The organism is Pantoea sp. E2023-21 (assembly GCF_051302795.1).
Classification (GTDB): Bacteria; Pseudomonadota; Gammaproteobacteria; order Enterobacterales; family Enterobacteriaceae; genus Pantoea; species Pantoea ludwigii_A.
Map to the genome: position 1 here is coordinate 733,044 of NZ_CP195344.1, position 13,196 is coordinate 746,239.

Annotated in this window: 11 protein-coding genes; 5 read left to right on the top strand and 6 right to left on the bottom strand. The window is 56.2% G+C overall.

The window, feature by feature from the left end; genetic code table 11:
* Nucleotides 1-55: 55 nt before the first annotated feature.
* On the top strand, nt 56-598 hold the full coding sequence (locus ACRQ84_RS03530) for a glycine zipper 2TM domain-containing protein (protein ID WP_007885735.1): 543 nt from the start codon (nt 56-58) through the stop codon (nt 596-598).
* 460 nt (nt 599-1,058) lie between these two features.
* Here the strand turns inward: ACRQ84_RS03530 and mfd are convergent, their stop codons facing one another.
* Both mfd and ACRQ84_RS03540 read right to left on the bottom strand, forming a co-directional pair.
* Complete coding sequence (mfd, locus tag ACRQ84_RS03535; protein WP_483817189.1) at nt 1,059-4,502, bottom strand: transcription-repair coupling factor; 3,444 nt, start codon at nt 4,500-4,502, stop codon at nt 1,059-1,061.
* Between the two features lie 178 nt (nt 4,503-4,680).
* Nucleotides 4,681-4,890: a hypothetical protein gene (locus ACRQ84_RS03540; protein WP_064740896.1), complete on the bottom strand. Its 210-nt coding sequence runs from the start codon at nt 4,888-4,890 to the stop codon at nt 4,681-4,683.
* 229 nt (nt 4,891-5,119) lie between these two features.
* On the opposite strand from ACRQ84_RS03540, the gene lolC reads away from it, so the two are divergent.
* The 4 genes from lolC to cobB all read left to right on the top strand — a co-directional run bounded on the left by lolC (nt 5,120) and on the right by cobB (nt 9,188).
* A complete protein-coding gene (lolC, locus tag ACRQ84_RS03545; RefSeq protein WP_483817190.1) occupies nt 5,120-6,319 on the top strand; it encodes a lipoprotein-releasing ABC transporter permease subunit LolC in 1,200 nt (399 codons plus the stop codon).
* A complete protein-coding gene (gene lolD / locus ACRQ84_RS03550) occupies nt 6,312-7,013 on the top strand; it encodes a lipoprotein-releasing ABC transporter ATP-binding protein LolD (protein ID WP_064740898.1) in 702 nt (233 codons plus the stop codon). Before lolC ends, lolD begins: the two co-directional genes overlap by 8 nt.
* Nucleotides 7,013-8,257, top strand: coding sequence for a lipoprotein-releasing ABC transporter permease subunit LolE (gene lolE / locus ACRQ84_RS03555; protein ID WP_064740899.1), 1,245 nt, complete (start codon nt 7,013-7,015; stop codon nt 8,255-8,257). Before lolD ends, lolE begins: the two co-directional genes overlap by 1 nt.
* Nucleotides 8,258-8,354: 97 nt before the next feature.
* On the top strand, nt 8,355-9,188 hold the full coding sequence (gene cobB, locus ACRQ84_RS03560; RefSeq protein ID WP_483817191.1) for a Sir2 family NAD+-dependent deacetylase: 834 nt from the start codon (nt 8,355-8,357) through the stop codon (nt 9,186-9,188).
* A gap of 72 nt (nt 9,189-9,260) precedes the next feature.
* Here the strand turns inward: cobB and potD are convergent, their stop codons facing one another.
* From potD to potA, 4 genes are read right to left on the bottom strand one after another with little or no spacing between them, the layout of a single operon-like run.
* Nucleotides 9,261-10,304, bottom strand: a complete 1,044-nt coding sequence (potD, locus tag ACRQ84_RS03565; RefSeq protein WP_064740901.1) for a spermidine/putrescine ABC transporter substrate-binding protein PotD — start codon at nt 10,302-10,304, stop codon at nt 9,261-9,263.
* 10 nt (nt 10,305-10,314) lie between these two features.
* Entirely contained in the window at nt 10,315-11,088 is a 774-nt protein-coding gene (gene potC, locus ACRQ84_RS03570; RefSeq protein ID WP_064740902.1) for a spermidine/putrescine ABC transporter permease PotC, read from the bottom strand.
* Complete coding sequence (gene potB, locus ACRQ84_RS03575) at nt 11,085-11,945, bottom strand: spermidine/putrescine ABC transporter permease PotB (RefSeq protein ID WP_483817192.1); 861 nt, start codon at nt 11,943-11,945, stop codon at nt 11,085-11,087. Before potB ends, potC begins: the two co-directional genes overlap by 4 nt.
* A complete protein-coding gene (potA, locus tag ACRQ84_RS03580; RefSeq protein ID WP_483817193.1) occupies nt 11,929-13,041 on the bottom strand; it encodes a spermidine/putrescine ABC transporter ATP-binding protein PotA in 1,113 nt (370 codons plus the stop codon). Before potA ends, potB begins: the two co-directional genes overlap by 17 nt.
* Nucleotides 13,042-13,196 lie beyond the last annotated feature (155 nt).

Below are 13,196 nucleotides of genomic sequence, written 5' to 3' on the forward strand. Positions count from 1 at the left end.
ACAGGATTTCGTAGCGGCAGGAATGCGCGGTAACAACCTTCAGGAGGACATTCCTGTGAATAAATCAATGTTAGCGGGTATCGGTATCGGCGTAGCAGCAGCGTTAGGTGTTGCCGCTGTCGCCAGCATGGATGTTTTCGATCGCGGCCCGCAGTTTGCACAAGTCTTGTCGGCAACACCGATCAAAGAGAGCATCAAACAGCCGCGACAGGAGTGTCGCAACGTGACCTTAACCCATCGTCGTGCGGTACAGGATGAGAATCGTATTGCCGGTTCGGTGCTGGGCGCGGTAGCAGGCGGCGTGTTGGGCCATCAGTTTGGTGGCGGACGCGGACGCGATGTCGCTACAGTAGCGGGTGCGCTGGCTGGTGGTTACGGCGGTAATCAGGTGCAGGGTGCGTTGCAGGATCGCGATACATACACCACCAACGAGCAACGTTGCAAAACGGTATACGATAAACAGGAAAAAATGCTGGGTTATGATGTGACCTATAAAATAGGCGACCAGCAGGGCAAAATCCGCATGGAAAACGACCCTGGCACCCGCATTCCACTCGACCGAAATGGTCAGCTAATACTCAATTCGAATCAGGCCTAATTGGGCAAAGATGCATCACAGCAGCCGTAACGTAAAAGCGCCGCAAGGCGCTTTTTTCGTCGGTCCGCCATACATGGCGACCAGGTTTGCTTAAACCTTCAGCCAACGAAATTTCAGACCAGATATTGCATTCACAGGCAGCGGTGTTGGGCGCCATCCGCAGCGCCGAGCGCAGAGCGACGGCCCGGATGAGCCGACACGACGTCGGCGAAAGCGCGGCATGAGCCAGGGATGGCGAATCCGCGCGGTCCGTCAGGCCGGAGGGATAAGCGAGGGAACAGCGAGGACGGCGCAGGCGCGGATTGCTAAGGTCCGCGCCTTCGGACCTTAGCCCGGCCGCCTGCTTGACGCGTTCTGAAACTGCCGGATGCCTAGCGGGCGGAACCTCTGCGGTGTCAGTGCACAGCTCAGCGCATGCTTAACTGACGAGCATTACGCCATGTATGGCGACCCTACGGCATTAAACCCGTTTTTTCGCCAGTTCGCTGACAAATCCCTGCACCCATTCCATACGAATTTTTCGGTCGGCCATTTCACGGGTAAATTTCAGACGGGTTGGACCATCCAGCTTCCACTGTTGGGGATCTTTCTGCAGCAGCCCAATCAGCCAACCCGGATCGACCTGATTTTGCGGCGCAAACTCGAAGAAACCGCCTTTATCGCTGGCTTCAATCTTACGAATCCCCAACTCGCGCGCCACTAAGCGCAACCCGGCGATATCCAGCAGATTACGCGCAGCATCCGGCAGTTTACCGAAGCGGTCGATCATCTCGACCTTCAACTCCGCCAGATCCTGCGCATCCGCCGCGCTGGCTACGCGCTTGTAGAGCGACAAACGGGTGTTTACATCCGGAATAAAATCATCCGGTAGCAGGGCAGGCATACGCAATTCGATTTCGGTTTGATTGCTGGTAAGATCTTCCAGCGACGGCTCGCGGCCTGCTTTCAGCGCATCGACCGCGTTCTCCAGCAGCTCCATATACAATGTGAAGCCGATGGTTTCCATCTGGCCGCTCTGATCTTCACCGAGCAGTTCTCCGGCACCGCGAATCTCCAGATCGTGCGTCGCCAGTGCAAAACCGGCACCTAAATCTTCCAGCGAAGCGATCGCTTCCAGACGCTTCTGCGCATCGGTGGTCATGGCTTTTGGATGCGGCGTCAGCAGCCACGCATAGGCCTGATGGTGCGAACGTCCTACGCGGCCACGCAACTGATGCAGCTGGGCCAGACCAAAGTGATCGGCGCGTTCGATGATAATGGTGTTGGCGCTGGGTACGTCGATACCGGTTTCGATGATGGTGGTACACACCAGCACGTTGAAGCGCTGATGGTGAAAATCATTCATCACCCGCTCCAAATCGCGCTCGCGCATCTGACCATGCCCAATGGCAATACGCGCTTCCGGTACCAGATCGGCCAGCCGCTGCGCCGCTTTCTCGATGTTCTCCACGTCATTATAGAGATAGTAAACCTGGCCGCCGCGCAGCACTTCACGCAGAATCGCCTCGCGCACCACCAGACTATCGTACTCACGCACAAAGGTTTTCACCGCCATGCGTCGTGCCGGTGGCGTGGCAATAATCGACAGATCGCGCATACCGCTCATCGCCATATTCAGGGTACGCGGAATTGGCGTAGCGGTGAGCGTCAGGATATCCACATCGGCGCGCATCGCCTTGATACGCTCTTTGTGACGCACGCCAAAGCGATGCTCTTCATCCACGATCAGTAGGCCAAGATCGTGCCATTTCAGGTCGTTCGACAGCAGCTTATGCGTGCCGATCAGAATATCGACTTTGCCTTCGCGCGCCTGCTCCAGCACCTGAGTTTGTTCTTTAGCGGTACGGAAGCGCGACAGCATCTCAATGCGCACCGGCCAGTTAGCGAAACGATCGCGGAAGTTGTCGTAATGCTGCTGCGCCAGCAGCGTGGTCGGCACCAGCACCGCGACCTGTTTGGCGTTCTCAACCGCCAGGAAGGCGGCACGCATTGCCACTTCGGTTTTACCAAAGCCCACGTCACCGCACACCAGGCGATCCATCGCCAGCGGCTGACACATGTCGCTCAATACCGCATTGATCGCCTGACCTTGATCCGGCGTAGTTTCAAACGGGAAACCTTCACAGAACAACTGATACTGATCGCGATCGTGCTTAAAGGCGAAGCCGGTTTTGGCCGCGCGTTGGGCGTAGATATCCAGCAGCTCCGCCGCCACGTCGCGCACTTTCTCGGCCGCTTTTTGCCGCGCGCGTGACCAGGCATCACTGCCGAGTTTATGCAGCGGCGCATTCTCGTCCGCACCGCCGGCATAGCGGCTAATCAGATGCAGCGACGAAACCGGCACGTACAGCTTGGCGTCGCCAGCATAGGAGAGCATCAGGTATTCGGCGACGATGCCGCCAGCTTCGAGCGTGGTCAGACCAATATAACGCCCGACGCCGTGCTCAAGATGCACTACCGGCTGGCCGGGATGCAGCTCGGCAAGGTTGCGGATCAGCACATCGGGATTGATGGTGCGGCGATTATCCTGGCGCCGACGACTCACGCGCTCGCCGAGCAGATCGCTTTCGCAGATCAATGCCAGATGGCGTTGCGTATCGATAAAGCCACGCTCGCTGGCGCCAATCATCAAGCTGTGCGGCTGATCGGCGGCTTGATCAACGTGATCGATAGCGTGCAGACGCAATTTGATGCGCGTCAACAATTCTTGCAGGCTTTCGCGGCGGCCTTCACTCTCTACCGAGAAAATCACCTGACCGCTGAATTGTTCGAGGAATTGACGCAGCAGATCGAGCGGCGCTTTGGCCTGCGCCTGCACCGTTAATTCCGGCAGCGGCTGATAACCCAGGTTGGTGTTCGCCGCTTTCTCCGGCAGCGTCTCGCTGCTGAGTTGCATACGCGGCCAGGCTTTTAGTTCGCTCAGCAGCGCATCGGGACGCAGCCACAGCGTGACCGGCTCCAGCAAGGGACGCATCGGATCGATACGGCGATTCTCAAAGCGCGCGTTGGCATCAAGCCAGAAGCGCTCGGCGCTAGCCAGCAAATCGCCGCTGTTGAGCAGCAGCGTATTACCCGGCAGGTAGCTGAACAGCGTCGGCAGTTCCTGCTCGAAGAACAGCGGCTGCCAATATTCGATCCCGGCGGGCAGTGTGCCTTTGCTCACCTGTTGATAGACGTGCTCCGGTTCACGACGCACATCAAAGGTTTCGCGCCAGCGGCTGCGGAACAGCTCGATGGCGGCTTTATCGGTCGGGAATTCATGCGCCGGCAGCAGGTTGATGGCATTGACCGCTTCCAGCGTGCGCTGGGTATCAACATCAAACAGACGCAGGCTATCAATTTCGTCATCAAAGAAGTCAATGCGATAGGGCTGATCGCTGCCCATTGGGAACAGATCGAGCAACGCGCCGCGCGTGGCGTATTCGCCGTGCTCCATCACCTGATCAACGTGGCGATAACCGGCCTGCTCCAGCTGATCGCGCAGCGCATCGCGCGACAGTTTTTGCCCTTGCTGCATCACCAGCGCATGGCCGTGCAGGAAGCTGTGCGGACAGACGCGCTGCATGAGCGTGTTGACCGGCATAATCAGCATGCCACGCGTTAAATTGGGCAGTTGATACAGCGTAGAGAGGCGAGCGGAGATGATGTCCTGATGCGGCGAGAAGCTGTCGTAGGGCAGGGTTTCCCAGTCAGCGAGATGGGTGACCGGCAGATCGGTGAACTGGCGTATCTCCTCCTGCAGGCGCAGGGCAGATTGCATATCCGGGGTAATCATCAACACCGGACCGCTGTGGCGTTCGGTGATGCTGGCACACTCAAGCGCTTGCGCGGCGCCGACTAACTGGCCGAGCTGGCGATGGTCGCCGGCTTTGACTGGCAGGGTATAACGACTCTGTTCCGACATGGGATCTCGACATTCTCTCCTTGGATTACAGGGCGTCATCATTCCATAATCCGCCCTGAGGATCATCTGTCGTTTCGGAGTTTCTGCCTGGTCGCCATAAATGACGCCCCTACAAAAACGCGAAGGGGCGCCATTCATGATGAAATAACGTAGGGTCGCCATTCATGGCGACCACAAATCACTTACTCGATTGCTGGGTGTAGTGCATCCGTGGACGATCAACATTGGCCCATGACAGCTCTTTCTCCAGATGGTAACTGTGATTGCCGTCGTCCCACTTCACGTAATAGCCGGTTGGCGCATCTCCCTGTTCAAAAACGTTGACAATCTCGCCTCTGATTTCACCCGATTTGTGTTTCACAATACTGTTTTTGGGGAACTTGAACATGGTGTACTCCTCGTCGCCATCGGTGTTTCATCAATAAGTCTACGCCAGCCCATGACCAATAAACGTACAAATAACATCATTAATTTGTCGCAAATTTATGCATAACCTTGGGCTGATACGGTTTTTGACACAACTTTGCCGCTAACTCAGAGGGTTAGAGGTTTCATAAAGCAGGCACCTCCTTTATCATCCCACTACTTATTTTCAGGCAACTGCCAAGACGGATCTCATGTATCAACCAGTCGCGTTATTCATCGGTTTGCGCTACATGCGTGGACGTGCCTCAGACCGCTTTGGTCGCTTCGTCTCCTGGCTCTCTACTATCGGCATTACGCTCGGCGTATTGGCGCTGGTCACCGTGTTATCGGTGATGAACGGCTTCGAGCGCGAGCTGGAAGGGAATATCCTTGGCCTGATGCCGCAGGCGCTGGTCACCAGCGACAAGGGCAGCATTGACCCGAAAGCGTTGCCGGCGGAGGGCCTCAAACTGCAAGGCGTCAAGCGCATGGCTCCGCTGACTACTGCGGATGTGGTATTGCAGAGCGCGCGTAACGTTTCGGTGGGCGTGATGCTTGGCATCAATCCTGATGAAGCAGATCCGCTGACGCCGTTCCTCGTTAACACGCAGCAACGCGTGCTGCAACCCGGCCAATATAACGTCATCCTCGGTGAACAACTTGCCGCGCAGCTCGGCGTAAAGCGCGGCGATCAGCTGCGTTTAATGGTGCCGTCGGTCAGTCAGTTCACGCCGGTGGGGCGTTTGCCGAGTCAGCGTATTTTCACCGTGGCGGGCACTTATGCGGCAAACAGCGAAGTTGATGGCTATCAGATTCTGGTCAACCAGCAAGATGCGTCACGCGTGATGCGATACCCGCTCGGCAATATCACCGGCTGGCGTTTATGGCTGGATAAGCCGTTGAGCGTTGATGCGCTCAGCCAGCAAAAGCTGCCAGATGGCCTGACGTGGAAAGACTGGCGTGAGCGTAAAGGCGATCTGTTCCAGGCGGTGCGCATGGAGAAAAACATGATGGGCCTTCTGCTGAGCCTAATCATCGCGGTAGCGGCCTTTAATATCATTACCTCGCTTGGCCTGTTGATCATGGAAAAGCAGGGCGAAGTGGCGATTCTGCAAACGCTGGGATTAACCCGTCGTCAGATTGTCGCAGTATTTATGGTGCAGGGCGCCAGCGCCGGGATTATTGGCGCGCTGCTTGGCACTCTGCTGGGTGTGCTGCTCGCCAGCCAGCTCAATAATTTGATGCCGGTGATTGGCCTGTTCCTTGATGGCGCGGCGCTGCCGGTCGACATCAACGTGTTGCAGGTGATCACGATTGCGCTGGTCTCGATGGCCGTCGCGCTGCTGTCTACCCTTTATCCGTCGTGGCGCGCTGCTGCCGTCCAACCCGCTGAGGCTTTACGTTATGAGTAATACTCCTTTGTTGCAGTGTCGTGACCTGTGCAAACGCTATCAGGAAGGCAGCGTGCAGACCGATGTACTGCGCAATGTCGCTTTCAGTCTGCAGCCGGGTGAACTGACGGCGATTGTCGGCAGCTCCGGTTCAGGGAAAAGTACCTTGTTGCACCTGCTGGGCGGTTTGGATGCACCGACCTCGGGCGATGTGGTTTTTGATGGCAAATCGCTGAACGCCATGTCGTCAGCCGCCAAAGCAGAGCTGCGTAACCGCGAGCTGGGCTTTATCTATCAGTTCCACCATTTACTGCCAGACTTCAGCGCGCTGGAGAACGTCGCGATGCCGCTACTGATAGGCAAAATTGGCAAAGCGGAAGCGGAATCCCGCGCACGTGAAATGCTGGCGGCGGTTGGGCTGGAAAAGCGTGCCGCGCATCGGCCTTCTGAGTTGTCGGGTGGGGAACGTCAGCGTGTGGCGATTGCCCGCGCGCTGGTAAATCGTCCGCGTCTGGTGATGGCCGATGAACCTACCGGTAACCTCGATGCCCGTAACGCCGACGCGATTTTTGAACTGCTGGGCGAGCTGAACGTCAAACAGGGCACCGCCTTCCTGGTGGTGACGCACGATCTGCAACTGGCGAAACGCCTAAGCCGTCAAATGGAGATGCGCGACGGTGAGCTGAGCGACCAACTGACGCTGGGAGTGATCTGATGGCTTCGTCATTATCTCTGCTGCTCGGGCTGCGTTTTAGCCGCGGACGGCGGCGTGGTGGCATGGTCTCGCTGATCTCCATCATTTCCACCATTGGCATCGCGCTGGGCGTGGCGGTATTGATCATCGGCCTGAGCGCCATGAACGGCTTTGAACGTGAGCTCAATAACCGCATTCTAGCGGTGGTGCCACACGGTGAAATCGAACCGGTTAATCAGCCGTTCCGCCACTGGCAACCGATGATCGCCCCCATTGAACAGGTTTCCGGCATTGCTGCGGCTGCGCCGTACATCAACTTTACCGGGCTGATTGAGAGTGGCGCGAAGCTGCAAGCGCTACAGGTAAAAGGCGTCGATCCGCAGCAGGAATCGCGGCTTAGCGCCTTACCGAGCTTTGTCGCCGGTGATGCCTGGTCGCAGTTCGCGGCCGGCAAACAACAGATCATCCTTGGTGGCGGCATCGCCAAATCGCTTAACGTCAAACAGGGCGATTGGATCACCATCATGATTCCGAATAATGATGGCGAAAATAAACTGCTGCAGCCGAAACGTATTCGTCTGCAGGTCAGCGGCGTGCTGCAACTGAGCGGCATGCTCGATCACAGCCTGGCGCTGGTGCCGCTGGCCGATGCGCAGACGTATCTGGATATGGGCGACAGCGTCAGCGGTATTGCGCTGAAGATGAACGACCCGTTCCAGGCGCAGAAGCTGGTGCGTGACGCCGGTGAAGTGACGCACTCTTACGTCTATATCAAGAGCTGGATTGGCACTTACGGCTACATGTACCGTGACATCCAGATGATTCGCGCCATTATGTATTTAGCCATGGTGCTGGTGATTGGTGTGGCCTGCTTTAACATCGTTTCGACGCTGGTGATGGCGGTAAAAGATAAGAGCAGCGACATCGCGGTGCTGCGCACGCTGGGCGCTAAAGACGGCCTGATTCGCGCCATCTTTATTTGGTACGGCTTGCTGGCTGGCCTGCTCGGCAGCGTCAGCGGCGTGGTGGTTGGCGTGCTGGTGGCGCTCAATCTCACGCCGGTGATGCGCGTGTTTGAGCACCTTACCGGGCATCAGCTGCTGGCGGGCGATATCTACTTTATCGATTTTCTGCCGTCTGAACTGCACTGGATTGATGTGATTTCGGTGCTGGGCACCGCGATTGTGCTGAGCCTGATTGCCAGCTGGTATCCGGCACGGCGCGCCAGCCGTATCGATCCGGCCCGCGTGCTCAGCGGTCAGTAAAGATAAAACGCAGCCGCCGTGCGGCTGCTATTATCGGGCAGATTGGCCCGAAAAATACCCGAAGCGCGGCGATAAACGCCGCAGATAAGGAGCTTTTATGCGCATACCGCGCCGCCGCCTACGACTCGCCCGCGACAAAAAAAACCGCCGCAAGGTGCATCAGCGCTTTCGCCAACGCATCTTCGAGCGCGATCGCAAAGCTGAACTGGCTGCGCATCCGCAACCGCGCGTGGTAGTGCTGACTGGCGCGGGTATTTCCGCCGAGTCGGGGATTCGCACTTTCCGTGCCGCCGATGGCTTGTGGGAAGAGCACCGCGTGGAAGATGTCGCCACGCCGGAAGGTTTTCAGCGCGATCCTGCGCTGGTGCAGGCGTTCTACAATGCGCGCCGTCAACAGCTGCAGCAGTCAGAGATTCAGCCTAACACTGCGCACAAAGCGCTGGCAGAACTGGAGCAGGTGCTGGGCGATAATTTCCTGTTGGTGACGCAGAATATCGATAACCTGCACGAACGTGCCGGCAGCCAACGCGTGCTGCATATGCACGGTGAGCTGCTGAAGGTGCGTTGTGTGAACAGCGGACAAGTGCTGGACTGGACCGAAGATTTAACGCCGGACGATCGCTGCACCTGCTGCCAGTTCCCGGCAATGTTGCGTCCGCACATCGTATGGTTTGGTGAAATGCCGCTGGGGATGGAAGAGATTTATCAGGCGATTGAGCAGGCGAATCTGTTTATCGCCGTTGGCACGTCAGGCCATGTCTATCCCGCCGCCGGGTTTGTCCATGAGGCGAAACTGCAGGGCGCGCATACCGTGGAACTGAATCTGGAACCGAGCCAGGTCGGCAATGAGTTTGCCGAGCGTCATTACGGCTTAGCCAGCGAAGTGGTGCCGGAGTTTGTGCATACATTCTTGCGTGGGTTGTATAAGTAGAGAAAATTATAGGGTGCGCATTTTTGCGCACCCGGTATTCCAGGTCGCCATGAATAGCGACCTTACAAGTGATTAACGTCCCGCCTTCAACTTCTGGAACAGCGTCTCATACTGCACGCTGGCATCACCAACATCATTCTGCCATTCGCCGTTTTTAATCACGTCGGCTGACGGATAAAGCGAAGGATCGTTGGCTACTTCCGGCGGCAACAACTTCTTCGCCGCCAGGTTTGGCGTAGGATAACCAATGGTTTCCGCCACTTGCGCTGCGACTGCCGGGCGCAGCAGGAAGTTAATCAGCTTCAGCGCGCCTTCACGGTTTTTCGCGTTAGCCGGAATCGCCAGATTATCCATCCAGAAAATCCCGCCTTCCTGCGGCCAGACAATCTGCAGCGGCGTGCCCGCCTGGCGTGCAACATACGCCGAACCGTTCCAGATCATGCCAACGTTCACTTCGCCTTCCATAAACGGGTTGCCCGGGTTATCGGAGTTGAACGCCAGCACGTTCGGCATCAGCTTTCTCAACTCTTCGTAGGCAGCGTCGATCTGTTTTGGATCGCGGGTATTGCCCGAATAGCCCAACTTGCGCAGCGCCATCTGGAACACTTCTCGCGCATCGTCGGTCAGCAGCAGGCTTTGCTTATACTCCGGCTTCCACAAATCGGCCCAGCGGGTGATGCTATTAGCATCCACTTCATCGGTGTTGATCCCAATTGCCGTTGCACCCCAGATATAGGGAATCGAATAATCGTTGTTAGGATCAAACGGCTTATTCAGCAGGTTAGGATCGAGATTTTTGAAGTTGCTGAGCTGAGATTTATCAATCTTTTGCAGCATGCCTTCATGGCGCATTTTGGCGACGAAGTAGGTTGAAGGCACCACCAAATCATAGGCGCCATCTTTCCAGGTCTTCAGCTTGGCATACATGCTTTCATTGGATTCGTAGGTAGAGTAAATCACCTTAATGCCGGTCTCTTTGGTGAACTGCTCCAGCAGCCCCGGTGGCACATATTCGGTCCAGTTATAGAAATAGAGCGTTTTGCTGTCATCTGCCTGCGCGCTCTGCATGCCCAATGCCAGCGCCCCAGCCGCCAGCCAATGAGACCATTTTTTCATCGATTATCCTCTATTTGGTTTTATCACGGAGCAGCAGCTGACTGAGCGCCACCAACAGCAGCGACAGCAGCAGCAAAATTGTCGCCAGCGCATTCACTTCGGGTGACACGCCAACTTTAACCATCGAATAAATTTTTAATGGCAAGATTTCAAAGCTCGGCCCGGTGACGAACGACGAAACCACCACATCGTCCATCGACAGCGTAAAGCTTAACAGCCAACCCGCTGCGACGGCCGGTAGCGCCAGCGGCAGCAGAATCTTGCGTAATATGGTGACTTCGCTGGCACCGAGATCTTTGGCGGCTTCCAGCATGCGTACATCAAACCCTTTTAGGCGCGAATAGACGGTAATTACCACAAACGGCAGGCAGAAGGTGATGTGTGAAAACAGCAGCGACCAGAAGCCGAGCGAAATGCCCAGCAGCATAAACAGCACCAGCAGTGAAATTGCCATCACGATATCCGGCGACATCATCACCACAAACAGCATGCCGCTGACGAACGGTTTGCCGCGGAAACGATAGCGATACAGGGCGACAGCGGTCAGCGAGCCGATAAGGGTGGCGCAGCTGGCGGAGAGTACGCCCATCAGCAGCGAATGTTGTGCCGCCTGAATCAAGCTGTCGTTATTCATCAACAGGCGATACCACTGCGTGCTGAAGCCCTGCCAGTTAATGCCGAAGCGCGAACTGTTGAAGGAGTTGACGATTAAAATGATGATCGGGATATAAAACCAGGCATAAATCACGGTCATGAAGCCGCTGCGTAACCAACGCGCCATCATTGCAGCTCCACCTTGCTGTTCAGCATACGCGCCGCACGCCAGTAAGCCAGCAGCATCAGCCCCATCAGCAGCGTCATCACAATACTGGTGGCGGCACCGAACGGCCAATCACGGATATTAAGGAACTGGCTCTTAATGACGTTACCAATCAACAAATTTTTTGCGCCCCCCAGTAAATCCGCCACGAAGAACAAGCCCATCGCCGGGATAAACACCAGCAGACACCCGGCGACAATGCCCGGCATGGTCAGCGGCAAAATGATGCGCCAGAAAGTTTTCACTTTATTCGCGCCAAGATCGCGTGCCGCTTCGAGGCAGGATTTATCCAGCTTTTCCAGGCTGGAGTAGAGGGGCAGCACCATAAACGGCAACAGAATGTAGATCAGCCCCAGAATCACCGCTTCTGAGGTGTACATAATGCGAAACGGTTTGTCGATTACGCCGATCCACAGCAAAAATTCATTTAGCCAGCCGCGCGTGCTGAGGAAAATTTTCAATCCGTAGATGCGGATTAGCGAGTTGGTCCAGAACGGCACAATCAGCAGGAACAGCATCAGCGGACGCAGACGCGCGGGCAGCTTAGTCAAACACCAGGCAAACGGATAACCGAGCAGCAGGCAACAGAGCGTGGCGATAAACGCCATATTCAGCGAATGCAGCAGCACATCGGCGTAAAGCGGATCGAGCAGCCGCGTGTAGTTGTTGAGGGTGAAGGCCATACTGACAAAATGCGCATCGTCACGCGTCAGGAAGCTGGTGGCGAAGATCATCATGTTGGGCAGCAGCACAAACAGCGTCAGCCAGCTGACGATAAGCAGCACAATGACGTTCTGCAGACGGTTACGCATCAACTTCATACGGCAGCACCACCTCCCAGTTTGCTACCCAGCTGACGGCCATCTTCTGGTTCAGCGAGTGGTCAAAATCGGGATCGTCTTCGTTGAAGAATTCGCTCACCGTCAGCAACTTGCCGTTCTCCAGCTCAACGGTAGATTCCAGCGTCATGCCTTTATAGTTGCGCTCGCGCACATAGCCGATCAGATTATCGCTGCGGCTGTCGTGATCGATCTCTTCCACGCGCAGATCTTCCGGACGCAGCAGCACATGTAGCTTATCGCCCACGCTCACCGGAAAATCACACTGCAGTTCACATTCGCGGCCTTCCACGCAGGCGCGGATGGTGGGCGCATGATCGCTGTTTAGCACCTCGGCATCGAACACGTTAATCTCGCCAATAAAGCGCGCTACAAACAGGTTGGCGGGCTCTTCGTAGATTTCGCGCGGTGTGCCGTCCTGTTCGATGCGGCCATCGCGCATCACCACGATACGATCGGACATGGTCAGCGCCTCTTCCTGATCGTGAGTAACAAAGACAAAGGTAATGCCGAGCTTACGCTGCAGCGCTTTTAGCTCGTTTTGCATTTGACGACGCAGCTTGTAATCCAGCGCCGACAGCGACTCATCCAGCAGCAGTACTTTCGGACGGTTGACCACCGCGCGTGCAATGGCCACGCGCTGTTGCTGACCGCCAGAAAGCTGATGCGGACGCCGATCGGCAAAGCTCTCCAGCTGCACCATCGCTAGCGCATCGTTAACGCGCGTGATGATCTCCGCTGATGGCGTTCTCTGCATACGCAGGCCAAAAGCGACATTTTCAAACACCGACATATGCGGAAACAGCGCATAGCTCTGAAACACGGTGTTGATGTGGCGATGCTCGGCCGGCAGATCGGTGATGTCATTATCATCAAGAGTGATGTGACCGCGATCGGCATCTTCCAGTCCGGCAATCAGGCGTAAAATGGTGGTTTTTCCGCAGCCGGAAGGGCCGAGCAGCGTGATGAATTCGCCGTGACGGATGGTCAGGTCGAAGTCGGAGATGATGGTTTTGCCATCAAAAGCTTTACTGATGCCAGAAAGCGTAACCAGCGCGGGAGCGCGTGTTTGCGTCATTTTAGTCACTCAGTCTGATGGTGAATCAGGTTACAGCATAGCCGCGGTTGACGGCTTGCGGTGATGAAGGGCGCGATGATACCGCAAAAATGTGTCAATGCCATGTTTTGCCACGGATTTACCTTGAAAACTCCGAAAAATGCCGGAGTATGCGT